The organism is Microvirga brassicacearum (assembly GCF_008757455.1).
In the GTDB taxonomy this organism is placed as follows: domain Bacteria; phylum Pseudomonadota; class Alphaproteobacteria; order Rhizobiales; family Beijerinckiaceae; genus Microvirga; species Microvirga brassicacearum.
On sequence record NZ_VCMV01000029.1, the window covers coordinates 74,203 to 99,383 of the forward strand.

The window sequence follows — 25,181 nt, forward strand, 5'->3', positions numbered from 1 at the left end:
GGCACGTCTCGCCGCCGTCAACGGGAGCGAGACCGTCGACGGCTTTATTGAGGACATCGACGAGCGCGGAGTCCCGATCTTGGTCGTATACCGCAGTTCCGGCGCAACTAACTGGACGACCGTGGTCGCGGTCCCGCTCGCCCACGTCAACGCCCCGGTCACGGGCGTCCTGCGCCAGATAGCGGGGATGGCAGCTTTCATCCTTCTGGCGGGCGGCCTCGCCGCACTGTTCACGGCTCGCCAATTGGAGCAGCCGCTCCGGGTATTGTCCGATCAGGTCACGGGAGCGAACAAAAAGGTCGGCGAACTGTCGAGGCAGTTGCTCGCCTTCCAGGAGGAGGAGCGGCAACGCATCGCCCGCGAGCTGCATGATTCGACGGCGCAGCACCTCGTGGCAGCGAGCCTCGGGCTGGCCAGTCTCGAGGGAACGGTCGTGGCCACGCCGGCATCCCGCTCCGCGTTTGCGGAGATCGACAGCCTGCTCGCCGAGGCGCTCCGGGAACTGCGCATCTTCACCTACCTGCTGCATCCGCCGAACCTGGCGAAGGACGGCTTGCAGGCCACGTTGCGTGATTTCGCCGAAGGCTTTGCGGGTCGGACGGGGCTCGTCGCCAGGATCCGTATTCCGGAGGAGGTCGACGAGCTGCCGTCGGACCTCCAGCGGGCGATCCTGCGGGTGGTCCAGGAGTCCCTCACCAACGTGCATCGACACGCCGGCGCCTCGAAAGTGTCGGTCGCTGCACGAATCGCGTCCGGACGCCTGGTCGTCCGCATTCGCGATAACGGGCGTGGCATGACTGGTCCGGTCCGGTCCGACGGGTCCACCCGCCTCGGCGTCGGCGTTGCAGGTATGCGAGCCCGCCTGGAGCAGTTCGGCGGCGACCTGAGGATCCGGACGGGCCGGAGCGGCACCGGCGTCATCGCAATGGTCCCGGCTCCCGCTCGGAGCAGGGCACCGCCACGGTTCGGACGCCTGCGAATGGTGTGGCTGTCAGACCCGGCCAAGGGGGACGGCGGCGCTCCCTCCTGAATTTTCAGGGTCCGCCACCGGCAGTTTCAGGGTTTCGCGCAGGTGGGTCTGACTGCCCGCAAGTGTATCCTTCGTCGGCAACCGGGCTCACCGGAACCGCCGCAGCCACCGGATCGCCGGAGGAAGGCTCGCCATGACACGCATCCTGATCGCCGACGATCACGACGTGGTCCGCTCCGGCGTCCGGGCGATCCTGGAGGGACATGAGGGCTGGGAGGTGGTCGGCGAGGCAAAGGACGGCAAGGAGGCCATCGACCAGGCCTTGGCTACCCGGCCCGATGTCGTAGTCATCGACTACGCCCTGCCGCTGGTAAACGGGGTGGAGGCGACCCGGCAGATCAGGACCCGCGTGCCCGGCGTTGAGGTCCTCATCTTCACCATGCACGACACCGACGGCTTGGTGCGCGATGTCCTCGAAGCAGGTGCCCGCGGCTTCCTGCTCAAGTCCGACGCCAGGCAGTTCCTGATCTCTGCGGTTGAGAGCCTGGCGGCCCACAAGCCGTTCTTCACCGGCAAGGTCTCCGAGGCCTTGCTCGAGAGCTACCTAGCGAAGGGATGCGTGCACGAGTCGGCACTGAGCGCTCGTGAGAAGGCCGTCGTGCAACTGATCGCCGAAGGCAAGACCAACAAGCAGATCGCCGACATCCTCAGCATCAGCACGAAGACAGTCGAGACCCATCGCGCCCTGGCCCTGCGCAAGCTCAACCTCGACACGACCGCCGCGCTGATCCGCTACGCGATCCGCAACAAGCTGGTGGAGGCCTGATCATGACCCTCGATCGAGATGCCCTCCGCATCGCGAGGTGCCGGGCCTGCGACCGACCCTGCCGGGACCTGATCCAGGACAGTTTGGGGATGACCCACGTCGGCAGGAGGCTGCCGTGAGGCTGCCGGCCCGACTTGCGTTGATACGAGGACCGGATCAGGCAGACTTGCGCTACCTAGCCACGGATCTGCCTTCGCATGGGGCCTCCCGGCAGGCGGTGCCGAAAGGTGTGATCCGCATCGGCGTTGCATGTGAAGTTGGTCCGCTCCTGCGCGCGTTCGGGGCGGATCCAGGCGAGGTGATCCGTCAGGCAGGCCTCAATCCGGAACTCTTCGAGGACGAGAACAACATCATTCCCTATGCGGCCTTGGGCCGGGTGCTCACGGCCTGTGTCGAGCACACGCACTGTCTGCACTTCGGCCTTCTCGTCGGGCAGAGGGGAACCCTCTCGTCGCTTGGCCCGATCGGAGGCCTCCTGCAACACTCGCCGACCGTCGGCGAGGCCCTGTCGGCCCTTGTCAGACACCTGCATCTGCACGACCGTGGCGCTGCTCCCACTCTGTCGGTCTACGGGGATGTGGTGTCCCTGGGCTATGCGATCTATGAGCAGGGCGTTGAGAGCCCCGAGCAGATCTCCGACGAAGTCATCGCGGTGGCGACGAGTATCATGCGGACGCTGTGCGGACCCGATTGGGCGCCAGACGAGGTGCTGCTGCCCCGACACCCGCCAGCCGATCTGGGCGCATATCGACGCTTCTTCCGGGCGCCCGTTCGCTTCGATCAGGAAACCGCCGCGCTCGTCTTTCCGACACGTTGGCTTGACCACCGCATCGCGGACGCGAACCCGATCTTTCGCCAGGTGTTCGAGGCCCATGTCCGGGAACTCGAGGCCGCCGGACCGGGCGCTTGGAAGGAGAACCTGCGCCGCGTCCTGCGGACCGAGATCCTGACGAACCGGTGCTCGGCCGCGATGATTGCGGATCGCTTTGCCATTCATCGCCGCACCCTAAGCCGGCGTCTGCGGGCCGAGGGTGCGCGCTTCCAAAGCCTTGTCGACGAGACGCGGTTCGAGATCGCACGCCAGTTGTTGAGTCAGACCAGAATCCCGCTCAGCGAGGTTGCCGTGGCGCTCGGGTATTCCGAGGCGAGCGCCTTCACGAGAGCCTTCCGCCGCTGGTCGGGGCAATCGCCGGCGGCTTGGCGCGTGGAAAACGGTTCGGCTCAGCCCCGGCCACCGAGCTCCCGGATCGCAGGACCGCATCGGGCAGCAGGTCACCACGGCACAGGCCGGGGATGGCTTTGATCGAGGGCCGGGCGGAAGACCGTGCCTGCTCCCGCTGTTCGCAACCAGCCACACGGGCCCGACCTTGCTGATACATGTCAGCCTACCGGCCCGTGCTGGAGCATGTCGAACTCGTAGCGCTGCCGGCCCTCGCCTTGGACATAGTCGACATAGAGCGCCCGATAGCCGATCACGCCCGAGAACGTAATGCCGTTGTAGGTGCCCTTCAGCGCGGTGAGCCAGCCGTAGGGGATGACACGGTACGTCCACCCCGGCACGGCGGGAGCATTGATCACGAGAGCCGATGGTCCCAGATCCGCGGCGAGTGCGTCGTTCGTACCTCCGGTGAGGAGGCCGAGCGGGACAAGGACGCAAGACGCCCACCAATGCGAAAGCTAACGCATCGCTCCTCCTTTGGATTGCTGATCCAGGTCCGCATTTGGTAAACGAGTGGCCCACCGGGTCAAGCAGGACGGCCGGATCAACCTATGATGTCTTCTGCACACGTGTCGGGGATCTGCGATACCTCCGCTAAGCGAACGCGTTCGTCGACTGCTTTCGGCATCGCAGCTTCAACGCCTCGTGCACGTCGCAACCATCTCACTTTGCGGAGAGGAGGCTTCCAAGAGAACACCTGCGATTATTATCGGTATCGCGCTTGTGACGTTCACAGGGTTTGCACCCGTGCAGGTACAGCCCAATCCCATTCAGAGCACGCCCGGCTCGATCTTCCCCTATGCCGCTCCGAACGAGGTCCAGATCGGGCAGCTAGTCTTCGTGGCTGCGGTCTTGGCCACGGGCTGGCTATTCCGCCACGCGCTTGCGCTTCGCCTTGAACCTGGCCTGGTCCAGCGAGCCGTCATTCGGCTCGACGCGACGGCAGCCTATGCGATCGGCACAGTGGCCGCCTTTGGCCTGGTACGCTCCATTACGATGCCAACGGCAGCGGCCGTAAAGCGACCGTGATGCCACCCGGGATAGCCAGAAGCCTGCGACGTAATCACGAAGAAGTCACGCCCTCTCCCAGTCAGAAAAAGAGGGGCCGTTACAAACGGCCCCTCAGTGGCGGAAGGAAATCGTCAGGTGCTGAAAAAGAACATCAGGAAATAAGAAACGATGTGATTCGATTGCCAAGACGCAGGAAGACTAAACGTAAAATTGCGGAGCCCAATCTGCCTTGGCCAGCATGGCCCCTGTCAGTTGAGTGCTTGATGACGCTGCTTTGCCCGGCAGACGAACTCGACAGCCGCGGCTAACTCGCCTTCGTCGAACTCGAGACATTCGAATCTGTCGATGGTAGAGCCGCTCTTGCGGGAGTAAATCTCCAACCAATACGACGGCAGAGATGGCGGTGCCCCCGCTTGGGGAGTTTTGGTCAGGCGCACCTCAAGGCCACCGAACCGCGCAAGCATGACGATCCTAAAGCCGTCGTTACAATCCTGCGCCACCGCAAGCTGAACGTATGCGCGGATGATTTTTTGCTCGATCTGGTCACGGCAGATATCGGGGCCATGAAGAATCTCGCGCCGATTTCGCCGAGACTGCGGCATGCCATTCTCCATCGTTTCAAAAAGATCAAGCCTTCCAAGTCGACTGCCCTTCGCTGGACGGTCGTGTTGATAGTGGCTATGTCGGCGACTGTCTTGCTATGGTGGGTCAAAGGCTTGCTGTACCAGGCCTCGGGGTGGGATCTGAAGCCAATGCAGCGAGGGGTGCAGTCCATGTCGCAACCGCCTATGGCGCCCTACACGATGCCTCCCACGGCAGCCGGAGGCATTGCCCGACTGGCCGTTGCCCGCGCTGTTGCCGACGGCGTCGATTTGGAGCCCGTCCTACGCAAGGTTGGTATTTCGCACGGCCAGATGGAGGATGGGAAAGCACGCTTGGCCGCCGAGAGCCAGATCAACTTGTTGAACTTAGTGGCAGAGGCAATTCAGGATGACCTGCTAGGATTCCATCTCGCCGAAACGTTTGAACTTCGCGAGATCGGGCTGCTTTATTTCGTGCTCGCCTCTTCCGCGACGCTCGGGGAGGCTCTGGCCCGCGCGGAGCGGTACAGCACCATCGCCAACGAAGGCATCCTATGGCAAAGCCTCGAGTCGAGAGATTTCGCCGTCCGTTACAACTATGTCGGTGTGCCGCGGCACACGGATAGGCACCAAATGGAGTTCTGGGTGACGGCGCTCGTCCGGACGTGCCAAAAGCTAACAAACACCAGCCTCAGGCCCGTTCGCGTCAGCCTCGCCCATCCGCGTTGCGCCGAATCCGGACTGCTCGACAACTACTTCGGATGCGAAGTCGCCTTCGCCGCCGTACAGGACGAAGTTGCCTTCGCTCGCGGCGCCGCGCAGCTTCCGATTGCGGGTGCCGACCCGTATCTGAACGAGCTTCTCGTCCAGTATTGTGACGACGCTCTATCCCGGCGGGGCAGCCTCGCCAGCCCGATTCGGGCCAGTGTGGAGAACGCCATCGCGCCGCTTCTGCCGCACGGCAAGGCACGCGTGGGCGAGATCGCGCAGGCGCTCGGCATGAGCCGGCGGACGCTCGCCCGGCGGCTGGCGGCGGAGAACCTAACCTTCGCCAAGATCACGGACGAGATGCGAACGGACCTCGCCCGCCACTATCTCAGGGACGCAAGCCTCTCGATCTCTCGCATCGCGTGGCTCCTCGGGTACCAGGAGGTGAGCGCCTTCACCCATGCTTTCAGGCGGTGGACGGGGCGAACACCGACGCAGGTGCGCTCGCTGGCTCGCAGCGACCTCGAAGGGACTCACAGCTAGTTGTGCAGGCGGGGCATTCAGCTGAGGAACGCTCATTCGAATTGGGAGAGCGGCAGAGCGCCCCCAGCGAAGGGGCAAAACAGCAGGGCTGCCGGTCAAGTAATTCGCTCAGAACCGAGATCTGCAGTTGAAAAAACCAACGCCTCGGCGGGTTTGGGCTCCTGGAAATAAAAGCCTTGTACTTCGGTGCAACCCGCGGCGCGAATTTGGTCAAACTGACCCTTCGTCTCGACTCCCTCGGCGCTAGTCGTCATGCGAAGGCTAGCACCGAGGCTGGCGATCGACTGCACGATTGCCAAACAGTCCGCGCGGGTCGACAGCTCCCGAACGAAAGATTGATCAATCTTGATTTTATCGAATGGAAAGCTGCGCAGGTAGCTAAGAGACGAATAACCGGTACCAAAATCATCCATGGCAATGCGGATGCCGAGCCCCCGCAATTCATGAAGCGTCGCAACAGTACTCTCGTTCTCGTTAAGTAACACCGATTCTGTAATCTCCAGCTCAAGCCGGTTGGAGGCAAGCCCCGATTTAGCAAGGGCGCTGGCAACTCTCTGAACGAGCGTTCGACTCCGGAACTGCACTGCCGAGAGATTGACCGCAACTCGGATAGCTCTGGGCCATGCCGCGGCTGTCGCGCAGGCCTGTTGCAGAACCCATTCGCCTAACGGTAAGATTAGCCCAATGTCTTCCGCAACGGGAATGAACTCGCTTGGCGGTACCGAGCCACGAATGGGATGGTGCCATCGAAGAAGCGCTTCGAAGCCGCTTATCTCATTGGCTTCGATGTTGATCTGAGGCTGATAGACTACCTCGAACTCTCCATTGCTCATAGCCTTTCGCAAATCTAGTTCCAAAGCCCTGCGGGCCTGCAGCTCCAAATCCATGTCTGGCTCAAAATAACGGAAGTTGCCTCGCCCGGACGCCTTGGCGCGGTAGAGGGCTAGATCGGCATGTTTAAGCAGCCGATTTGATGACAGGCTGCCTTCAACAGCGAGGGCGATGCCAATGCTCGTTCCAATGACGACCTCTTGTCCGTCAAGATCAAACGGTTCGCTGATTGCATCAATAAGACGCCGGGCGAGAGCATCTGAATCCGACGACACATTCTGAGAAAGGTGCAGCACTGCGAACTCGTCACCACCTACGCGCGCGACTAAATCGTTACCCCGTACGCAACCGCGAAGGCGATCAGCTACCGCCATTAGTAGAGCATCGCCAGTCTCGTGACCTAAAGAGTCGTTCACTTCCTTGAACCGATCCAGGTCGAGGCAAAGGACCGCAAGCGAGGCCTCCTGATGCTGGACATTCATGAGGAGTTGCTCCATTCGCTCCCGGAGCGACATCCGATTAGCCAGCCCGGTGAGCGAATCATGGTGCGCCATATATGCGATCCGTGATTCAGCCTGCTGTCGTTCGGTTATGTCTTCGTAAGTCGCAACCCACCCACCCGCGGACATTGGCTGATGTGAGATTGAAATTATCCGGCTACCCGGTTGACCTTTGATAAATGACGCGCTCCGTCGATCTCGAACAAGCTCCCGCTGCTCTAAAAAAATCTGCTGGAGGATTGCCGATCCTTCTGCGCTTTGATTTGCAGCACCGACCATTTGCGCAAGATTGTTTCCCGGCTGCATCTCGCCATGCAGGTCAAAAAGTTGGGCAAATCGACCGTTGAATACAATAATCCGCTCTGACGAATCGACCATGCAGAGCCCATGGGACATGTTGTTTAAAGCCGCTTCGAAACGGTCGTTTTGTGTTCGGAGTTCAACTTCCTGCAGCTGCAGCGTTTCGTTTTGGAACTGAAGCTCCGCATTGGCAGTTCCGACAGCTGTGTTGGCTTGTTCGAGTTCTGCCGAGGTTCGTTGCAGATTTTCTGTCAGCAAACGGAGATCAAGGTGCGCGCGTCTGAGCAGATGATTGTGCCATCCCAGGAGCCCCATAAGTAGGAACCCGCAGACGATTAGCCCGCCGGCTAGACTAGAAAAGAGCCAGTGCAGGCGGATGAGTTCCTGCTGGTCCTCGGCGACACGCTCCGCACCGTAACGATTAGCCGCTGATGCGAGTACTGCGAGTCTCGTTTCAAGAGGCTGCAGAATCGAAAGAAGCTGTCTTGGCAAACCAGGCAACTCGATATGCGCGATAATCGTTTGCGCCCTATCCAGGGCCTCGGTAAGTTGTTGAACGGTAGCTTGCCGCTCGGGGTCGCCCTTGACGAAGTCCTGAAATTCTCCGTCGGCGAGGAGCGTCGCCCTACTAACGAGGATATCGAACCTCAGCTCAACCTCGTTCTTCGCAATACTCCCATCCGAGAGGGCGAACCCACTAAGACGTTGTTGGAACCGCGTGAACTCGGAAAGCGCCTGACTTGCCAACCAGGAAGTATTGTAACGTGAAACTTGGCTTAGAGCTGTTTGCCGCTCGACAATGAGCCACGAGAGATAGGATCCTCCAACGACAAAGCACCCGATAACGACGGCAAGCACAATTTGCAGAACCCGGAGGCGCACGTCCCGCGTCCCTGTGCGACGCAAGGCCGGGCACTCACTTCACGATGATTTTGGCAACCTGCCACGCTGATCGGCCATAATATGTCTGGCTCTTTAATTCAGGCTTCGAATCGAAAGGATAGATGATAAAGAGGGGTCCCTTTTCGCGGACGGACATGTATTCACCGTCCCGCTTTAGGGCAATAATAGTATTGTGATCGCTGAAATCCTTAATCGGAATTTCGGTGCTGTAGTCGTTAAGCGCAATGACAGTCACCCGATCGCCGGTTGCGCCGACGTAGCTCATCAACTTGTCGAGCGAAATCCCTTCGAATTTGACCAAGCCTTTATACCAAGGGGAACTTGTTTCGACCGTCACCATGCCAAGAGATTCCAACATAGCCCGATCGAATTGAGCAGAATCTCCCTCGTTTTTTAAAGCGATTTTCCCCGATATGGTCAGGATCGGCTTTTCAGTCGGAGTTTTGAGCGACTCCGCACTCGCGGTGTTCGCTACAAGTCCTGCAATAACAAAAAGAACGCCAATAAAGTTGTGTGTCATCGAGCGCATTCGGGGTTCCCTAGTGACAGCGAAGCAGAAAACTGCAATCCCAATTATCCTACCCTTTTTATTGCTAACAGCAATTGCCATTTCATCATGCGGGCGCTAGTCCTTTCAGATCTAAGTATCATTATTAATATTGTGGGTAAGCTGTGAACGTCCATCGCAAGGAAAGAAACATTGTTCGGCTCTGCAACGAGGCACTCGACGAGCCACTCGATGATGTCGAGCGCCACTCAATGATTTCAGCAGCTGCCCGGAAGCTCGAAGAACTCTTTGACATTTTGCGAATTGATCACGAGAACGATCACAACACACGTGAAACACCAAGGCGTGTCGCAAAGATGTTCGTAGAAGAACTCCTGCAGGGTCGGTACACGGCGCCGCCCCGAATTACAGAATTTGAGAATGTTGAAGCTTATGACCAACTTATCGTCACCGGTCCGGTCGAATTGCGGTCGATGTGCGCGCATCATCTCATGCCAATTTACGGCTCGGCCTATATAGGCATTTTACCCTCCGCTGACGGCAAGATCATCGGCCTTTCAAAATACGACCGTATAGTCAATCATTTCTCCTCTCGGCTTCAGATCCAAGAAGAGCTTGTCAAGCAAATTGGCCAATATATCGTCAAGACGACACAACCTCTTGGTCTCGCAGTGCGGATTAGCGCCGTTCACATGTGCAAAACTCAACGAGGAGTCCGAGCAAGCCACCGTAGTCGAATGGTTAACTCCTATTACTGGGGAAGCTTGTCTAGCTCACCGGAGCTGAAGAGCGAGTTCCTCCAAGAGTGCCTCGCGCTTGATCGCGGGAACCTTGGATAGCAGTCCCTTCTTGAATTTCGCTACCGTTTCCGGAGAGCTCGTGATGGATTTGCCTCGTTCTACGCCCAGCTCAACTTCGATGGGCAAGCCACCTTCTCAAGAAATCTATCGATCTACAAAAACCTATGACCACACCGAGGGGCTTTCCTGCTGCTTTCGACAGTGGAAAGTTTCCCACTCCCACTGCCGTTTGATTCATGGGTATGCGCTGGCTTTCAAGTTCATCTTTGCTACCGATCGACTAGACGAGCACAATTGGTGTTTGGATTTCGGAGGGTTGAAACCTGTCAAGGAATGGCTCAAACACATGTTTGACCATACGATGCTCGTTGCGAAGGATGATCCTGAACTTCCGCGTTTTGAGATCCTACAACGCGATGGTCTTATCGAGATGCGAGTTATACCGACGGTTGGCTGCGAGGGAACCGCAAAGTACGTATTTGATTTTTTGGAGAACTACACTCGCGAGCAGACAAAAAATCGCGTGTGGCTGGAGAGCGTAGAAGTAAAGGAGCATGGTGGTAACTCGGCGATCTATTCGCGATAGCTCTCCGGAGTGGATGCGGTCGGCGGATGTCTGTTGAGGCCGCGGACCCGAGCTTGTCGTTTGTTGCGGTAAGCTGGTCCAATGTGCAATCTCTATTCCGCCGGCCAGCAGGCGATCCGCGAGGACGGGTTTAGCATGAATGTCGGGGATGGCGGTTGAGCCGATATGATGAACGTTCAGCAGGCATGAACCCATCTCGGCTGCAAGCGCCTGACCTTCATCTTCGGCTTTGCTCGCCCATTGAGGATCGTGAGGTCTCAACTCGACCTTAAACGAAGGGAGCATCGGTACTCCTTTTCGAAAGCCCTTTCCCCGATGCCGGCGCGGCTTCAAAATGCGATCCGCCGGAGCAGATTGCTGACCATGGCAATGTGGATCATCGTCGCCTACACATCGATACGCTTCTCATAATCACGAACGAACCTCCGCCAGCGCGTCCTCCAGCCGAAGGTGCGCTCGACAACCCAGCGCCGGACAGCACTTTGAAACCGGAGACAATCATCCGACCGGCGAATGATCTCGACGGTGAAGTCGCGGTAGGTTGCGGCATCGAGCAGCTCGGTGCGGTCATAGGCGGCATCCCGAGCTTGATTCATGGAAGCCGCTGTCGCTCAACCTGTTCTCAAACAGGCTCTAGGCGCTTGGAAGCGCCGGATAGCCCTGTTGCCCAATCATGGCAAAAAAGGGTTAAGGATCGAGAACGTCAATCTATTGGAAATAAACTCACCGATATCGTTTAGTTGGCGACCAGTTTGGAATAACCGCACGGCGATTGGGTGGGGGTGGAAGTGGATACAGTAGTCGAGCAGGTGGCTCGTGCGTTTTATGATGCTCAATGCGAAGGATCTATTTGGGAGCGTGAAGTAGAAGAACTTAAGCAGGAGTTCCGGTTTTACGCGCGCCAAGCCATCGCAACTGTTTCTTTAGAGAGCTGGCAAGCGTCCCTAGTCATCTCCGCTGGAACCGAAACTGCTCATTAGACTGACGACATGCCTGCCGAGCATGTTACACTTAGGAATGTGCAATCTCTATTCCGTTACCAAAGGCCAGCAATCGACCCACGACTTCTTCAGAGTGGGAAGGAGGATGCAGATGACGGCGCTGGTTGAGCGAGCCCTGCAGCTTCAGCGCCCGCTGCCGGATGATACCTTCAGCATGCTGGCAAGCGGCGAGAAGGAGGACGTCTCGGCTGACGCACTAAGGCTGCCAATATGACAAACCGTCATCAGCCGCGCACGCGAACCCTCCTTGAGGCGAGAGTTGTCTTCAATGATCGCTTCTCACTTATCGAATGCACCGTGCGCGACCTCTCGGACAGCGGGGCGCAAATCGCATTCGCCCATCCGGTCACACTTCCATCGCAACTTGAGCTGGAAATCCCAAAGAAAGGAATATCGACCCGTGCCAGAGTGGCGTGGTCCAATGGGAAAACGCATGGACTCACCTTCATCTCCGCGGCAGACGAGAAAGCATCCAGCACGTTTCCTGCTTTACTCGCTGAGCCCGAATCTCCGGAAATGAGCAGTCCCCAGGATGCGAGCATCACGAGCTCGGCTCTGAACATTCAGAACGTGCTGGCGGAAGCTCGCAATCACATCGCGCAAATAGCTGGAGTCCCCGCGGATAAGATCCGATTGAAATTGGAGATCGATCAGTAGCGGCAGCAGTGATTGACGGACGAAGCGGTTTAGGGGACTTGGCCCAGAAATCCTGCACGCAGCGTCCACCTTGAAAAAATTCGATCACGGCTTAACATTTGCCGACACTCTCGCCACCGGCCAACAAAATATGAAAAAAGTATGCGTTCTGCTTGGACTCCTGGCAGCGGGTCACGCTTGCGCGCAGGATTTTGAGGCTGGCCGGAACGGATGGCAGCTGGAACGTCTGTCCGCAAATTTTGTTCTTTTGCGGACCAGCATCACCATCCCTGTGCAAGGCAGCCGGCCTAGTCGGCAAGGGCTGCTCATCCTGACCTGCGAGCCGGGCGTGCGCCGGATCCGGTTTCAGATCGGCGATCTTCCTCGAAGCCCCAGCACACACGCTTCGTCCCATGGTCGGGCCATCGTTCGCGGATGGTTCCAGGATCAGGTCGTTCCATTATTGCCGGTTTATCCGAACGTGCTTTTTTTTGATGATGGGAGTTTCGAGTTTCGGGAAACAATTGCTTTCAGTGATTCCGTCATGCGGGGAATCCTGGGCCTCCTTCGTAAAAATCCTGCCCGCCTCGAGATCGTCCTTTTCAAAGGCCCTGAGACGCGTGCGTTTCAATCTGGAACGGCGATGCAATTCAGATTGCATGGTCTCGATAGGAATCTGGGAGATATTTACGGATTCGAGGGTCTCTGTTTCCATACCGGCCCTTAGGCTACTTGCCCACCCGGGATTCGCATGACGCTGTGTGTTCGAGACCTTCGGTGGATTTCAAGCGGATAAATGGCGCAAGCTTGTAGGGCAGAGCTGCGCGCGCCCCCTTCGCGGTCTAGGTCGTTGAATCGGTCTAGGCCATTTGGGGGATGCTGCGCGAACGAAGGCCTAGGCCATTAGGCTGAATCGACTCATACTTCGGAATATCCAAGGATAAGGCAACACGAGGGCTTGGGCTCTGGTTCCCACATTCCAGGCCACGGGACTTGTGCCGAGGCTGCGGCGTGAGGCAGCGCAATTCTATCAGGTCAGGATCAAACATCATGAAGTCTCTCGTAACGCGTTTTGTGAAGGACGAGTCTGGAGCAACTGCCATTGAATATGGCCTCATCGCCGGGTTCGTCTCGGTCGCGATCATTGCTGCGTTAACTCTTATCAGACCTCAGCTGCAAGGAGTATTTGGCGATATCGCAACCGCGCTTACCACCGCGAATGGCGGGTAAGATTCGTAAGCCTGGCTCCGGTGCCGAGAAGGGGAGAGACCGCGAACCTCTCCTCTTTTTTCGCGCCGCGCTGATTGTATGGGTATGCATATCTCGTTCAGAGGCTCGCCAGTGACCATTTCTATCGGGGCTTCAGTCACTGCAGGTGCGTGTTTCATCGCGGCGGTGTTGTGGGCGGGCGCGGCCGACCTCGTGACAATGAAAATTCGAAATGGACTCGTTCTTTTTCTCATTGCGGGTTACATAATTCTGGCTCCGCTATCCGGCATTGCTTGGTTGGATATCGGGTGGAGCATTGCCGTCGCCGCTGGCGTACTGGCGTGCATGTTCGTGTTATTTGGGCTTGGCTGGATCGGTGGCGGCGACGCCAAGCTCGCGGCCGTGATCGCGTTGTGGCTTGGAGCGGATCATGCTCTCGCCTACATTCTCTATACGGCACTGTTTGGCGGAATCCTGACGATAGTTCTTCTTCAGTTTCGTTTAATGGTATTGCCACTACAGTGCCTTACCGTTCCCTGGATCATGCGGCTGCATGCACCGGAGACGGGCGTTCCTTACGGAGTCGCGATAACGGCGGCTGCTCTCTTCATCTTCCCGGCGACACATTGGATGAAAGCTCTAACTTAAGGCGTGACTCCGCCATGAATTGTCATTCCTGATCAACGACGGGTTCTCGACCATGCTTCGTGTCATCATCCTTGTTATTGCAATCGGGGCCGGCGGGCTCGCCGGGTGGCTCGTGCTTTCGACTAGGGCGCGTGAGGTCGCGGTTGCACCGGCTGCGCCGGTTGCGCAGACGAAGACCGAGATATTGGTTGCCGCTGGCGATCTGGTTCAGGGGCAGGCACTTGATGAGAAAAGCCTGCGGTGGCAGTCATGGCCGAAAGACTCCATCAGCGTCGGATTTATTAGCCGTGAAGCCAAGCCGGACGCGCTGACATCCATCACCGGAGCGCTTGTGCGCAGCCATTTCGTTTCCGGTGAGCCGATCCGGGAGGAAAAACTTTCCCGTGGCCCAGCCGGCATGCTTGCCTCCATGCTGCCGTCCGGCAAACGCGCTGTTGCGATCCGCGTCTCCGCGGAAAGCACAGCTGGCGGCTTTATCCTTCCCAATGACCGTGTGGATGTGATTCAGAACGTGTCCAGCGCGGCAGGGGAAGGGAAGACCGAGAATACAAGCCGCACGCTTCTCAGGAATGTCCGCGTGCTGGCCGTGGATCAGAAAGCCGATGAAACCAAGGGCCAATTGGTCGTTGTGGGCAAGACAGCAACGCTGGAGGTCACTCCAACCGAAGCGGAAATCATTGCATCGGCCCAAGCCGCCGGCACCCTTTCCCTCGCCCTTCGCTCCATCGCAGACCTTGACGAAAAGCCAATCATAGCCCGTGAGAGCAGTGTCAACGTGCGCGTCTTCCGGGCAGGAAAGAGCGAAGATGTCAAAGTCCGGAGCGAAGGTACGGTTGTTCAATGACCAGCGACGTGGACGGCGCTGAGAGGGCGGCGGGAGAGCGCAAATGAGCAACCTCGCTTTGATGAGGACGGCCGAGCCTACCGAGGCGCGATCCATCCCGGATCTGCCCGAGGCGATAATGCATGCACTGACTGAGTCACCGCGGCGAGAGGCGACGCGGATTCCGCACATCAGTATCCAGGCCTTTTGCGATAGCCCCGACATCGCGACTGCGATCAGGAACGCGGCCGGCGATCGGCTCATGTCGCGGGCGCACGTCACCGTTCATGACGGGGGTATAGCCGCTGCGATCGCCCACTATCAGAAGGAGCCGACGCCGCAGCTCATCGTAATCGAGAGTCGCGCGAGGTCTGAGCCATTCCTCGCCGAAATCGACAGAATGGCCGAAGTCTGTGACGCCGGCACCAAGGTGTTGGCGATCGGACATATCAACGACGTCTATTTCTATCGCGAGCTGATGAGGCGTGGGGTCAGCGATTATCTACTCGCGCCCGTCGACCCCGTGTCATTCATCGTGGCAGTTTCAGGGATCTATAGCGAGTCCGCGTCAAGCAAGCTCGGACAGGCATACGCTTTCGTGGGCGCCAAGGGCGGTGTCGGATCGTCAACCATCGCTCATAACGTGGGGTGGACGATTGCGCGCCAACTCGCCTCCAGTGTCGTGCTCGCGGATATGGATTTGGCGTTTGGCACAGCGAGCCTCGACTTCAAACTCGATGCCGGGCAGGGCGTTGCGGAAGCCATTGAGGATTCGGGACGCCTGGACGAGGTTCTGCTAGACCGATTGCTTGCCAAATGTGGCGATCATCTCAGTCTGCTTCGCGCCCCTGGAACACTGGACAGGTGCTATGATCTGGCGGAGAACGCTGTCGATCCACTGATCGAGATTGCGCAATCAAGTGTGCCGTTCCTGATCCTGGATATGCCGCACGTGTGGAACTCGTGGGCGAGGAAGGTGCTGGTCAGCGCCGACGAGGTCATCATTACGGCCGTTCCGGATCTGCCCAATTTGCGGAATGCCAAGAGCCTCATCGCGTTCTTGAGGCAGGCCCGCCCTCATGACCCGCCACCCAAGCTGATACTGAACCAGGTTGGCGTGCCGAAACGTCCGGAGATCAAACCCGGTGACTTTGCCAAGGCGGTCCAACTTGAATTGCTTGCCTGCATCCCTTTCGATCCGCATCTTTTTGGAAAGGCTTCCAACGAAGGTCAAATGATCGCCGAGCTCTCCGCGAGGGCACCCGCGTCCAAAATATTCTCAGAGATAGCAAACGTCATCGCACCACATCAACCGCGCCATCAAAAACGGGCATTCAATCTCGGTTCGATGATGAAGAAGATGAGATTCAGCGCGAAGAACGCCTAATCCACTGCCGGTGGTCGACGAAGCCGCCTCGGCTCCGCGCGCAGGAACACAGGGACTCCCGCCATGTTCGGCAAGAGAAGCCTACCGATCGAGAAGCTCGGCGAGACTCCACTGCTTCATCAAGCAGCGAGCGTCAGGAAGCTAAATAGCTCTCCGGCTGAAGAAGTTGGGAAGTCGCCCGGGCGGCTTGAGCCGAATGCCCGCGTCGGCACTACCGTTTCCACAATTAAGGCTGTCAAACAGCCGAATGCTGCAAACACGCAGCGCTCGCAGGCCGCAAAGTCCGACGAGTATTATATGCTCAAGGGCCAGGTTTTCGCCGCGTTGGTCGAGGCGATCGACGTTTCGCAGTTGGCGAAGATGGATGTTATTCAGGCGCGTGAAGCGATTGGGGAAATCGTCACAGATATCGTCACGGCGAAGAAGATCGTCATGTCGATCGCGGAGCAGGATGATCTCCTCCGGGATATCAGCAACGACGTCCTTGGCTACGGGCCGCTCGAGCCATTGCTCGCCCGCGACGACATCGCCGACATCATGGTCAACGGCGCCGACACGGTCTACATCGAAGTCGGAGGCAAGGTACAGAGGACGGATATCCACTTTCGCGACAACGCGCAATTGCTCCATATCTGCCAGCGCATCGTGAGCCAAGTGGGCCGACGTGTGGACGAATCCAGTCCGATCTGCGACGCACGCCTCGCCGATGGCTCACGCGTGAACGTCATTGCCTTTCCGTTGGCGATCGATGGCCCGAGCCTGACGATCCGCAAGTTCAAAAAGGACAAGCTCACCCTCGATCAGCTCGTCAAGTTCGGTGCCATCTCGCCGGAAGGCGCAGAGATCCTGCAGATCATCGGACGTGTCCGTTGCAACGTCCTCATCTCCGGTGGCACCGGCTCGGGCAAGACGACGTTGTTGAATTGTCTGACCGCCTTTATTGAACCGGCTGAACGCGTGATTACCTGCGAGGACGCGGCGGAACTTCAATTGCAGCAACCACACGTCGTTCGCCTCGAGACCCGCCCTCCCAATCTCGAAGGCGAGGGCGAGATCACAATGCGAGACCTCGTCAAGAACTGCCTCCGCATGCGCCCCGAGCGCATCATCGTGGGCGAGGTGCGCGGCTCCGAGGCCTTCGATTTGCTCCAGGCCATGAATACGGGGCACGACGGCTCGATGGGCACCCTCCACTCCAACTCCCCGCGGGAGGCACTATCCCGTCTGGAATCCATGATCACGATGGGCGGTTACACGCTGCCGTCGAAGACAATTCGCGAAATGATCGTGTCCTCGATCGATGTGATCGTTCAGGCCGCACGTCTGCGAGACGGTTCGCGCCGAATCACGCACATCACGGAGGTCCTTGGTCTTGAAGGAGATGTCGTCACGACGCAGGACCTGTTCATCTACGATTTTCTTGGCGAGGATGCGCAAGGCAACGTCATTGGACAGCATCGTTCGACAGGAGTGGGCCGGCCGCGCTTCTGGGATCGGGCGCGCTATTACGGCGAGGAGAAGCGCCTTGCTGCCGCGCTGGATGCCGCCGAGAAAGCCAAGTCGTGATTCCGGCACACTGGGACGTTGACTGAATGCTGTCGCTAGAACTTGTCCCGGTCTTCGCTGCTGCTCTGCTCGCCGCGCTCTGTGTCGGGGGGGTCGTGATTTTCGTCCTCTATTCGCGCGTGGGCCGGCGTTCGGAGGCCTCCAGACGGTTTGCTGCGATCGCGAACTGGGACGGTCCGGTTGGCCGCGCTGTGGGCTCCGAAGAGGGCAGCCGGAAACGCTCGATCGAGACCACGTTGCGCAATCTTGAGGAACAGCAGAAGGCCAGGAAGGGAGTGAAACCGTCGCTCGCCATCCGGATGCGTCAGGCCGGTCTGAGCTGGAGCAAGAACACCTATTTCGCCGCCTCCGTCCTCGCCGCCGGCTTTTCGTTCGTGATTGCTCTCGTCGCTTTCGGCGTCAGCCCGCTGCCTGCTCTCGGCTTCGGCGTGGCAGGCGGGCTTCTCTTGCCTCATCTCTATGTCAACAGAAAGCGGAATGGACGTTTCAAAGCCTTTACGGCGGAATTTCCCAATGCTGTGGATGTGATCGTGCGCGGCGTCAAAGCGGGTCTCCCGCTGGTCGACTGCCTGAGGATGATTGCGAGCGAGGCAAAAGAGCCGGTGCGTAGCGAATTCAAGGCGATTCTTGACGATCAGACCGTGGGCGTGCCTATGGATCAGGCCGTGCAGAGGCTTTCGGAGCGCATCCCGGTTCCGGAAGCCAACTTCTTCGCCATCGTCATCTCGCTCCAGAGCCGCTCCGGAGGCAGCCTCTCAGAGGCGCTTGGAAATCTTTCCAGGGTCCTGCGGGAGCGCAAAAAAATGGCGGGCAAAGTCCGGGCGATGAGCTCAGAGGCGAAGGCCTCCGCGGGCATCATCGGGTCGCTGCCTGTGGTTGTCACCTGTCTGTTGTATCTTTCCGCGCCTGACTACATTTCATTGTTGTTTACCACGCTCGTCGGCAAGGCGGTCCTTGTGGCTGCCGGAATCTGGATGGGCTTCGGCGTGCTGATTATGCGCAAGATGATCAATTTCGACATTTGAGGATCGCGATGGACATCGGTCTGCTCGCCGACAATCTAGAAATACTCATCGCGCTTTTGGCGGGTGTAGCGGTTGTGGCGGCGATCTTCGTGGTCTCGTGGCCGTATTTTGTACGGGATCACCTCACCGAACGGATGGTTCAGGTCACTAACGAGAATGAACGCATTCGCGTGCGCGAGCGTAATCGCTTGAACGCCAGCACCAAGCAGATCTCGCTCAGGAGCGAACCGAAGCGGCTCTATAAGCTGATCGTCGATCGTCTCAACCTCGCCGGGACGGAGGACAGCGAGACGGTCAGAATGCTGCGAATGGCGGGTTATCGCGGCGAGGGGCCAATCATCGCTTACCTCGCTATCCGTCAGCTCGCACCCCTTGGTATGATGGTTTTGGCAGCCTTGTATGTGTTCGTCATTCTGCGCCTTGACTACCCATTGTTCGTGAATCTGGGGATCGTCATGGCTGCGGCTGCCCTTGGTTACTATGCTCCGCCGCTCTACGTAAAAAACAAGATCACAAATCGCCAATCCTCGATCCGCGGATCATGGCCCGATGCCCTCGATCTTTTGCTCATCTGCGTCGAAAGCGGCATGGGAATCGAAGGCGCGCTTCGGAAGGTTTCCACGGAGATCGGTACCCAATCGGTCGAGCTTGCGGAAGAGCTGGCTTTGACAACGGCCGAACTGTCTTACCTGCAGGATCGTCGCAAGGCTTATGAAAACTTCGCCGCGCGGACTGGTCTCGACGGCGTCAAGGGAGTTGTGACCAGTCTCATTCAATCTGAGAAATATGGTACTGCACTTAGTCAATCGCTTCGCGTTCAGGCGCAAGAAAATCGGGATATGAGGATGAACGAGGCCGAGAAGAAGGCCGCTGCTTTGCCACCTAAGCTCACTGTTCCAATGATCGTGTTTTTCCTGCCCGTTCTGTTCGCTGTCATTATCACGCCGGCAGTGATTCAGATGATGAGGGTATAAAAGCCAACATCAGTGGCGACGCCCAAGATGGCTGGCACCGTGACTCACCGACGAGGGCGGTTGAACAGGGAATAGACGATGCCGATGCTCTAGGGGAAGCACGCTGATGCAGACAGAGGAATCGACGCCTGATAGATCAGGACATTCAACTCATAGATCACCGTTGCATTCACCGACGTACCGCAAGCCACCGCACTATCGGATGTGAACACCGGAGCGGGGCTCGGTCCATAATAGAAGGTTGCAACGTCAGGGCAGTTCGTTGCAATCGCGCTGCACCGCGCACCCTTCTCGACGGCATAATTGAGGTTTGCGATGGTGAACCCAAGCAAGGACAAATGGAATATGCCCATGACAAGCGCCAGGAACACGGGTGCTATGAGTGCGAACTCAATGGCAGTTGCTCCACGCTCATCGTTCCGCAATCCATTTGTCCACACTTGCGTCATTCTATAACAGTCGCATAAAGGTTGTCTTGGTGATCGGCCCACCGAACATCCGTCCCACCGTAAAGTCCAGAAACAGGGGTTGATACGGGTATATGACGTCAACTTTGATGTAATCGCCGGGCTGTCCGGCCTGAGCCCCCGGAACTGTATTGCAGTTGGTGGGCTTGTTCGCAAAAGAGAGCCCGCCATCCGGTATCAATGCATTGGCGCTATTGAGGCAGTAATAGGCTTCCGATGGCGAGTTTGCCTGCAAGGCGACGCTGTCGCCCAGCGTGGTGCTCTTTATAGCTGCGGTGATGGCTGTGCTCAGGCCGGCACATTTGGTGGTCGCCGGAAGTTCCTTGGTCGGATCACATGCCTTCCATGCCGCTTGCGCCCCGATCTGGGCAGCATTTTGCACTTGCATCATCGTGTAAGCGTAGCGGGCCACTTCGATCCCGTTGAGCAAGAGAACGCATAATGCGCCGGCAACAAGGGCGAATTCGATCCCAGCCACACCACCGTGGTCCTTCCAGAGGAACTTGGAAAGCGCAATGAGCTTCATGCGACCGTCGCTTTTGCATCTGTTCGAGTTGACACTCATATTGCCTGATCTGCATGCACGAGCATCACCTACAGGACCAATGCTCCACGGCCCGTTGGGGCAGTGCCGGTGGGCAACTCGAGGCCTGCTTCGCCGCATGAACCATTCGCCAGAATAGCACCCGTGCCGTTGATGAGCAGATTATCGACAACCAGGCCAAAACACGATTCGCCGTTGCTAGATTTGTTGATCGCACCGCTCATTGTGACGCTGGAATGCGGCAGATAGACCATCCCGGAGATCTTCCAGGTTGGGCTATTTCCCGCATTGGAAATGTCGACTCCGGTGGTCAGGTTCGGATCCTGGTAAATGGCGATGCCCTTCCAGGGGCCGGTGGTCGGCGCTGAGAAGTCAAGGGTGCCGTCTCCCGTCGGAGCGTGGATATAACCAGCGTCGTTGGTTCCCGTGAAAACGAGGGTCAACGCAGATCCGACATCGGTACGCAACGTGTACGAGCCCGTGTCAAGCCGCCCGTTCCAGATCACGATTACGGTACCGTCGGGGGGGGTCTGGAGCGTGACATCGCCGGTCAACTGCAGATCCCCGCACACGTGCACATATTGCGTCGCGACAGTGACGGTGCCACCCCACCGGTTCGTCGACGGCAGCGGAGCGCCATTTCTCCCTGGAATCTGCGGGTAGGGAGGAGAGCCGGAACAGGTATGAGAGGGAACGTTCGAGGCCAGTGCAGCATAGGGATCGGCAATCGGAGGCACGTTCGATCGCTGAACCACTCCGCAGCCATCGTTTATGCCTGCGGCATCGCCGTAGTCGGCGCCTAGATTGTTGCCGTTGCAACGGGCGCCTGCATTCGACATGATGCTACAGCCGTTCAGGTTCGCCTGCGGAGCGCCGTTCGATCCAAACGCAATACCGTTGGTTCCGAGCGCCAACACGCAATACTCTCTTGGCAACAGGTCGAGGCGCGCAACAGCGGTTGCGCTGAGCATTGTCTGGGGCACACCGCCGACATCCGTGGTTCCCCTGTAGCCGATAACCTGGGAGAGAAATAAGGGCACGTAGCCCGTTACAGTCGCGCTATAACAATTGGCACCACCGGAGGGGCAGGGGGCGGTATTCGATGCGGTAACCGTGATGTTGTTTGCTCCATGCACGAAGCCGTTTTTTGCGGCGGCCGCTTTGGCCTCCGCGCTGTAGTTCGCGGTTCCGTTGGTCGCAGCAGCAATCGCCGCGGAATCGGCGGCGTTTTGCATGGAACGCTGGGTGAGGTACCAATAGGAAACTTCCATTCCGAGTCCGGTGGCTCCAATCAACGCAGGCAGCGCCAAAGCGGTAAACACCGCGACGCTGCCGCTTTGGTCTCCAACGAAACCGATCATGCGGGTCCGAACCGCTTCATGTGCTGCTCTGACTGAGACAAAAGCGAGCGATTTCACGTTGTTGCCCCTATAGCCATTGGTCGTCCTAACAACCTTATTTCCTGCTCCGCGATCCTGTACTTCGCTCGCCACCCGAGACATCCTTGGTGTCCGCGCAGAGATTTCCAGGTCGATTCAGAGCTTCGCGAACAGAGACCCGTTCTCATGCTCGGACAGACCCGACACGTTCGACATTATTTTATCGACACATCGGAATAGGCAATTCGGCCGAATGGTCTAACGCGCAAAAAAACTATGCCGGCAAACTATTGCGAACATCGGCCCGGGATGTTTTTCAGCCGAAGTGGAGGCATACAAAGAACCTAGTCCTCCTGTCGAAGCTGCATTGGAGGCAATCGAGCTGATTTTCGCTTACTAAGGTGCACGCATGCAGGAGTTTTTAAAGCGGCGAGGGGGCGGATGCGCCTCCTGTTGATTCGAAATGGATCGGAGCTCCCTCATGTGGAGGGCGACTCAAAGCGTAATGCCCGCGGCCCGGAGTGGGACGCGCGCTGGCCACGGCGGCTGCCGCACGATTGTTCACGCCAAAGTAACGGAAGATCGCCGCTAGGTGAATTTTAACTGTCCCTTCACCGAGGTTGAGAGCTGATGCTATTTCTTTGTTTGGCTTCCCTTGAACCAACAGTTCAAGAACATCCAGTTGGCGTGGGGTAAGGGGGCTTCGTGCAGCTGGGTCGGACAAAGCGCGTGGCTCAGGCCGCCTGATGCCCGATTCCGGGATCCGGGTTCCAACGTCGGCCAGCGACGGCGGCACGTAGATTCCCCCGTCAAGCACAAGGCGGAGTGCGCCGGTCACTTCTGCGATGCTCAAATTCTTCGGCACATATCCATGCACGCCGGATTCCAGCGCGGAAAGAATGTTCCGTCTGAAATTGGACGCCGAAGTGACGGCGACCTTTGTCCTCGGGAAACACGCCCGAAGGGTTTGGAGACCTGCCGCGGCTTTCATCCCCGGGGTGGAGAGATCCAAGATAATCACGAAGACTTCAGCATTACTTAGAAGATATTCCTTCGCCTCGTCAAAGGTATTTACTTCAACGACATCGGAGAAACCGAGTTCACGCGTCAGAAGGGCACTTACAGCCATCCGGAAATAGACGTCGGCGTCAGCGATGAGCGCGACGCGTGTAGGGTTCGCCACTGGAATCTCCCTGACGGGGTCAATGTTACATAACCTGCAAACTCATTATCGACTTTGCTGTATTCAAGATCACGTTGTCCTTCGTCAGCTCGAAAGGGCGTCGTAGATCACGCAGGACGATGATTTAGCAAAACTGAAAGTCACTACAATCCTGTGAGATCTAGCCTATAATCCTAGGAATATTCTAAATTTCCGTAAAGTCAATATGGCCGACCTGGCATTAGCGAACATCGCTAATATTCAGACTCTGTCGTCCGCCAGATCAAGCGTGGCTATATTAAGAAAGAAGTTTGATCCAAGTCTCAGTTCCAGCAAATATTCCTCTTGCCAGCCCTTTCCGCAACGGTTGTCCGCATTCATAAGTTTTCGTTAACCATTGTTGAACGATAAGAGTTTTGGATTAAGAGAAAATTCAGCAGCTTTCTCTGGGGGCGATATGGCAGGGTCGAGAACGTTCATAGTGGCGGCGGCCGTGGCTGGACTTGCGCTCGGAAACGCCACTACGGTGTTCCCTGTCATCAGCGTCATAACCCCCGCGTTGGCTCAAGCTGGAAATTCCTCCGCCCGGCCGAAGCTCCTGCGCGTCCGGGTGGCAGTGAACAAATCCCAGGCTCTTCGTCTTGAGTATCCCTTTACCGACGTTTTGGTCGGATCCGCGGAAATCGCGGATGTCATTCCCCTGAGCGACCAGAGCCTCTACATACTGGGCAAGAAGACTGGCACAACCAATGTCTCGGTTCTCGACAATTCGAGGCGGGTCATCGGTGTGGTGGATGTCGAAGTGGGCCCGGACACCGGCAGCGTCGCGGAGAAACTTGCCGCTGGCGCTGGCCCGGGTGGCATTCGAGTCCGGAGCAGCGGCGATCAGGTGATCCTCGAAGGCACAGCCGCAGACGCGCCAACAGTCGATCGCGCGGTGGAAATTGCGCGAGCAAATTCCCCGGGTGGCGTCATCAATGCGACCCGGGTTGCCTCCCCGCAACAGGTGATGTTGAAGGTTCGTTTCGTCGAGGTGAACCGCAATGCAGGCCGCGAATTCGGAATTCGCTCAGAATACCTAGGCCAGACGCGAGCTGCCCGTATTGGACGCGGAGGCACAACAGCAGACGGCACGATAATCGATAGCCTCCTCGGCTCAACGGTTCCATTTGCGACGATCCTGGCTCGCTTCGCCAACAACTCGCGGATGCTCGACCTCACCATAGACGCGCTTGAATCGAAAGGCCTTGTCCGCCGGCTTGCCGAACCGAACCTGGTCGCCATGTCCGGCGACAGCGCGGAGTTCCGTGCCGGTGGCGAGATACCGATCCCTGTATCGTCCACGACCCAATCCGGCATCCCGACCATCACGGTGATCTACAAGGAATTTGGTGTGAAACTGAATTTCACACCAACAGTCCTGTCCGGCGGCCTGATCAATCTGAGACTTGAGCCGGAGGTCAGCGACATCGACCCGACCGTGTCAATTACAACGGGCGGAATTTCGATCCCGGGCCTGTCGGTGCGCCGAGCGAAAACGACTGTCGAGCTTCGTGACGGACAAAGTTTTGCTTTGGCTGGCCTGCTGCAAAACGTCACCGAGCGCAATATCGAACAGTTTCCATGGCTGGGTTCAATTCCAGTACTCGGGGCGCTCTTTCGCAGCACGGAGTTTCGGTCCCGCGAAACGGAACTTGTGGTCATAGTGACCCCGCACATCGTGCGGCCGGCCAAACCCGGCGACATGATCGCAACCCCGCTCGATTCGACGTTACCGGCGAACGATCTGGATCTCTTCCTTACTGGCAAGACCGAAGTCGAGAAGCCGCGCGACCCTTCCGCCTCTTCGCCGACGCAACAATGGATTATGGCAAATGGTGCGATCATCGGCGGACCATATGGCCACATCCTGACAGAACCGAGCACAGAACCCGTCATAGCCGCACGAAGGGGCGGTGCCCAAAAGGCCTCGGTTCGCGATCCGATCACCGCAGAATACTGACAATCATATTCGGAAAGCTATCCGACGATCGCATTCGTGCGGTTCAGATCAAACGACGCGGTGAACTCTTAG

At 58.0% G+C, this 25,181-nt stretch carries 26 protein-coding genes and 2 pseudogenes; 18 read left to right on the forward strand and 10 right to left on the reverse strand.

The genetic code is table 11. The features are described 5' to 3' along the window. From FEZ63_RS17190 to FEZ63_RS17200, 3 genes are all read left to right on the forward strand, one after another. A partial coding sequence (locus FEZ63_RS17190; protein ID WP_201274190.1) for a sensor histidine kinase occupies positions 1-1,030 on the forward strand: 1,030 nt, incomplete at its 5' end. A gap of 133 nt (positions 1,031-1,163) precedes the next feature. Beyond that, positions 1,164-1,796: a response regulator gene (locus tag FEZ63_RS17195; RefSeq protein WP_150946727.1), complete on the forward strand. Its 633-nt coding sequence runs from the start codon at positions 1,164-1,166 to the stop codon at positions 1,794-1,796. Between the two features lie 115 nt (positions 1,797-1,911). Next, positions 1,912-3,099 (forward strand): AraC family transcriptional regulator, encoded by a 1,188-nt coding sequence (locus FEZ63_RS17200; protein WP_162419768.1) that lies wholly within the window; start codon positions 1,912-1,914, stop codon positions 3,097-3,099. 77 nt (positions 3,100-3,176) lie between these two features. On the opposite strand, the gene FEZ63_RS17205 is transcribed toward FEZ63_RS17200, so the two are convergent. After that, positions 3,177-3,374 (reverse strand): hypothetical protein, encoded by a 198-nt coding sequence (locus FEZ63_RS17205; protein WP_150946731.1) that lies wholly within the window; start codon positions 3,372-3,374, stop codon positions 3,177-3,179. Positions 3,375-3,762: 388 nt separating this feature from the next. Between FEZ63_RS17205 and FEZ63_RS17210 the strand changes: the two genes are divergently transcribed. Beyond that, the gene (locus FEZ63_RS17210) at positions 3,763-4,044 is read left to right on the forward strand and encodes a hypothetical protein (protein ID WP_150946733.1); all 282 of its coding nucleotides are present in this window, start codon (positions 3,763-3,765) and stop codon (positions 4,042-4,044) included. A gap of 230 nt (positions 4,045-4,274) precedes the next feature. On the opposite strand, the gene FEZ63_RS17215 is transcribed toward FEZ63_RS17210, so the two are convergent. Next, entirely contained in the window at positions 4,275-4,628 is a 354-nt protein-coding gene (locus FEZ63_RS17215; protein WP_150946735.1) for a hypothetical protein, read from the reverse strand. Positions 4,629-4,799: 171 nt separating this feature from the next. Between FEZ63_RS17215 and FEZ63_RS17220 the strand changes: the two genes are divergently transcribed. Beyond that, positions 4,800-5,858, forward strand: coding sequence for an AraC family transcriptional regulator (locus tag FEZ63_RS17220; RefSeq protein ID WP_244622848.1), 1,059 nt, complete (start codon positions 4,800-4,802; stop codon positions 5,856-5,858). 95 nt (positions 5,859-5,953) lie between these two features. Here the strand turns inward: FEZ63_RS17220 and FEZ63_RS17225 are convergent, their stop codons facing one another. Together FEZ63_RS17225 and FEZ63_RS17230 are read right to left on the reverse strand one after the other, a co-directional pair. Continuing rightward, positions 5,954-8,371 carry a putative bifunctional diguanylate cyclase/phosphodiesterase gene (locus FEZ63_RS17225; RefSeq protein ID WP_150946737.1) on the reverse strand — a complete coding sequence of 806 codons (2,418 nt, stop codon included), beginning with the start codon at positions 8,369-8,371 and terminating at the stop codon, positions 5,954-5,956. Between the two features lie 34 nt (positions 8,372-8,405). After that, positions 8,406-8,912: a putative pterin-binding protein gene (locus tag FEZ63_RS17230; protein WP_150946831.1), complete on the reverse strand. Its 507-nt coding sequence runs from the start codon at positions 8,910-8,912 to the stop codon at positions 8,406-8,408. 152 nt (positions 8,913-9,064) lie between these two features. Here FEZ63_RS17230 and folE point away from each other — a divergent pair, with 152 nt between their 5' ends. Both folE and FEZ63_RS17240 read left to right on the forward strand, forming a co-directional pair. Beyond that, entirely contained in the window at positions 9,065-9,739 is a 675-nt protein-coding gene (gene folE, locus FEZ63_RS17235) for a GTP cyclohydrolase I (RefSeq protein ID WP_150946739.1), read from the forward strand. Positions 9,740-9,782: 43 nt separating this feature from the next. Further along, the gene (locus tag FEZ63_RS17240) at positions 9,783-10,286 is read left to right on the forward strand and encodes a 6-pyruvoyl trahydropterin synthase family protein (RefSeq protein ID WP_244622850.1); all 504 of its coding nucleotides are present in this window, start codon (positions 9,783-9,785) and stop codon (positions 10,284-10,286) included. 132 nt (positions 10,287-10,418) lie between these two features. Here FEZ63_RS17240 and FEZ63_RS25720 read toward each other — a convergent pair. Both FEZ63_RS25720 and FEZ63_RS17250 read right to left on the reverse strand, forming a co-directional pair. Beyond that, a pseudogene (locus FEZ63_RS25720) lies at positions 10,419-10,571 on the reverse strand (GrpB family protein); the annotation flags it as partial. 101 nt (positions 10,572-10,672) lie between these two features. Continuing rightward, a pseudogene (locus FEZ63_RS17250) lies at positions 10,673-10,867 on the reverse strand (IS5/IS1182 family transposase); the annotation flags it as partial. A 511-nt stretch (positions 10,868-11,378) separates the two neighbouring features. On the opposite strand from FEZ63_RS17250, the gene FEZ63_RS25965 reads away from it, so the two are divergent. The 10 genes from FEZ63_RS25965 (at position 11,379) to FEZ63_RS17295 (ending at position 19,555) form a co-directional block, all read left to right on the forward strand. Beyond that, a complete protein-coding gene (locus FEZ63_RS25965) occupies positions 11,379-11,501 on the forward strand; it encodes a hypothetical protein (RefSeq protein ID WP_275552357.1) in 123 nt (40 codons plus the stop codon). Continuing rightward, positions 11,498-11,944, forward strand: coding sequence for a PilZ domain-containing protein (locus tag FEZ63_RS17255; RefSeq protein WP_150946744.1), 447 nt, complete (start codon positions 11,498-11,500; stop codon positions 11,942-11,944). The genes FEZ63_RS25965 and FEZ63_RS17255 overlap by 4 nt, the downstream gene beginning before the upstream one ends. Before the next feature lie 70 nt (positions 11,945-12,014). Then, positions 12,015-12,650 (forward strand): hypothetical protein, encoded by a 636-nt coding sequence (locus FEZ63_RS17260; RefSeq protein WP_150946746.1) that lies wholly within the window; start codon positions 12,015-12,017, stop codon positions 12,648-12,650. Positions 12,651-12,973: 323 nt separating this feature from the next. Continuing rightward, positions 12,974-13,153: a Flp family type IVb pilin gene (locus FEZ63_RS17265; protein ID WP_150946748.1), complete on the forward strand. Its 180-nt coding sequence runs from the start codon at positions 12,974-12,976 to the stop codon at positions 13,151-13,153. A 111-nt stretch (positions 13,154-13,264) separates the two neighbouring features. Further along, complete coding sequence (locus tag FEZ63_RS17270; protein WP_244622851.1) at positions 13,265-13,780, forward strand: A24 family peptidase; 516 nt, start codon at positions 13,265-13,267, stop codon at positions 13,778-13,780. Between the two features lie 52 nt (positions 13,781-13,832). Then, a complete protein-coding gene (cpaB, locus tag FEZ63_RS17275) occupies positions 13,833-14,624 on the forward strand; it encodes a Flp pilus assembly protein CpaB (protein ID WP_150946751.1) in 792 nt (263 codons plus the stop codon). A 118-nt stretch (positions 14,625-14,742) separates the two neighbouring features. Then, positions 14,743-15,990: a CpaE/TadZ family protein gene (locus FEZ63_RS17280; protein WP_150946753.1), complete on the forward strand. Its 1,248-nt coding sequence runs from the start codon at positions 14,743-14,745 to the stop codon at positions 15,988-15,990. Positions 15,991-16,287: 297 nt separating this feature from the next. Next, positions 16,288-17,556, forward strand: coding sequence for a TadA family conjugal transfer-associated ATPase (locus FEZ63_RS17285; RefSeq protein ID WP_244622852.1), 1,269 nt, complete (start codon positions 16,288-16,290; stop codon positions 17,554-17,556). 26 nt (positions 17,557-17,582) lie between these two features. After that, entirely contained in the window at positions 17,583-18,581 is a 999-nt protein-coding gene (locus FEZ63_RS17290) for a type II secretion system F family protein (RefSeq protein ID WP_150946755.1), read from the forward strand. Between the two features lie 8 nt (positions 18,582-18,589). Further along, complete coding sequence (locus FEZ63_RS17295; RefSeq protein WP_150946757.1) at positions 18,590-19,555, forward strand: type II secretion system F family protein; 966 nt, start codon at positions 18,590-18,592, stop codon at positions 19,553-19,555. 89 nt (positions 19,556-19,644) lie between these two features. Here FEZ63_RS17295 and FEZ63_RS26240 read toward each other — a convergent pair whose 3' ends face one another. The 4 genes from FEZ63_RS26240 to FEZ63_RS17315 all read right to left on the reverse strand — a co-directional run bounded on the left by FEZ63_RS26240 (position 19,645) and on the right by FEZ63_RS17315 (position 23,128). Continuing rightward, positions 19,645-20,004, reverse strand: a complete 360-nt coding sequence (locus FEZ63_RS26240; RefSeq protein ID WP_150946760.1) for a TadE/TadG family type IV pilus assembly protein — start codon at positions 20,002-20,004, stop codon at positions 19,645-19,647. Between the two features lies 1 nt (position 20,005). After that, positions 20,006-20,548 (reverse strand): TadE/TadG family type IV pilus assembly protein, encoded by a 543-nt coding sequence (locus FEZ63_RS17305; protein ID WP_162419769.1) that lies wholly within the window; start codon positions 20,546-20,548, stop codon positions 20,006-20,008. Between the two features lie 68 nt (positions 20,549-20,616). Next, positions 20,617-22,059 carry a pilus assembly protein TadG-related protein gene (locus FEZ63_RS17310; protein WP_162419770.1) on the reverse strand — a complete coding sequence of 481 codons (1,443 nt, stop codon included), beginning with the start codon at positions 22,057-22,059 and terminating at the stop codon, positions 20,617-20,619. A gap of 307 nt (positions 22,060-22,366) precedes the next feature. Then, a complete protein-coding gene (locus FEZ63_RS17315) occupies positions 22,367-23,128 on the reverse strand; it encodes a LuxR C-terminal-related transcriptional regulator (RefSeq protein WP_244622853.1) in 762 nt (253 codons plus the stop codon). A gap of 505 nt (positions 23,129-23,633) precedes the next feature. Here FEZ63_RS17315 and FEZ63_RS17320 point away from each other — a divergent pair. Continuing rightward, a complete protein-coding gene (locus FEZ63_RS17320) occupies positions 23,634-25,109 on the forward strand; it encodes a type II and III secretion system protein family protein (protein ID WP_162419771.1) in 1,476 nt (491 codons plus the stop codon). Positions 25,110-25,181 lie beyond the last annotated feature (72 nt).

What these genes read in the sequence shown, in the direction of transcription:
- FEZ63_RS17195 (WP_150946727.1), top strand. Translation starts at nt 1,164, where the DNA reads ATGACACGCATCCTGATCGCCGACGATCACGACGTGGTCCGCTCCGGC.
- FEZ63_RS17215 (WP_150946735.1), bottom strand. Translation starts at nt 4,628, where the DNA reads ATGCCGCAGTCTCGGCGAAATCGGCGCGAGATTCTTCATGGCCCCGAT.
- FEZ63_RS17220 (WP_244622848.1), top strand. Translation starts at nt 4,800, where the DNA reads ATGTCGCAACCGCCTATGGCGCCCTACACGATGCCTCCCACGGCAGCC.
- FEZ63_RS17230 (WP_150946831.1), bottom strand. Translation starts at nt 8,912, where the DNA reads ATGACACACAACTTTATTGGCGTTCTTTTTGTTATTGCAGGACTTGTA.
- FEZ63_RS17240 (WP_244622850.1), top strand. Translation starts at nt 9,783, where the DNA reads ATGGATTTGCCTCGTTCTACGCCCAGCTCAACTTCGATGGGCAAGCCA.
- FEZ63_RS25965 (WP_275552357.1), top strand. Translation starts at nt 11,379, where the DNA reads ATGACGGCGCTGGTTGAGCGAGCCCTGCAGCTTCAGCGCCCGCTGCCG.
- FEZ63_RS17255 (WP_150946744.1), top strand. Translation starts at nt 11,498, where the DNA reads ATGACAAACCGTCATCAGCCGCGCACGCGAACCCTCCTTGAGGCGAGA.
- FEZ63_RS17265 (WP_150946748.1), top strand. Translation starts at nt 12,974, where the DNA reads ATGAAGTCTCTCGTAACGCGTTTTGTGAAGGACGAGTCTGGAGCAACT.
- cpaB (WP_150946751.1), top strand. Translation starts at nt 13,833, where the DNA reads ATGCTTCGTGTCATCATCCTTGTTATTGCAATCGGGGCCGGCGGGCTC.
- FEZ63_RS17280 (WP_150946753.1), top strand. Translation starts at nt 14,743, where the DNA reads ATGCATGCACTGACTGAGTCACCGCGGCGAGAGGCGACGCGGATTCCG.
- FEZ63_RS17285 (WP_244622852.1), top strand. Translation starts at nt 16,288, where the DNA reads ATGCTCAAGGGCCAGGTTTTCGCCGCGTTGGTCGAGGCGATCGACGTT.
- FEZ63_RS17290 (WP_150946755.1), top strand. Translation starts at nt 17,583, where the DNA reads ATGCTGTCGCTAGAACTTGTCCCGGTCTTCGCTGCTGCTCTGCTCGCC.
- FEZ63_RS17295 (WP_150946757.1), top strand. Translation starts at nt 18,590, where the DNA reads ATGGACATCGGTCTGCTCGCCGACAATCTAGAAATACTCATCGCGCTT.
- FEZ63_RS26240 (WP_150946760.1), bottom strand. Translation starts at nt 20,004, where the DNA reads ATGACGCAAGTGTGGACAAATGGATTGCGGAACGATGAGCGTGGAGCA.
- FEZ63_RS17305 (WP_162419769.1), bottom strand. Translation starts at nt 20,548, where the DNA reads ATGAAGCTCATTGCGCTTTCCAAGTTCCTCTGGAAGGACCACGGTGGT.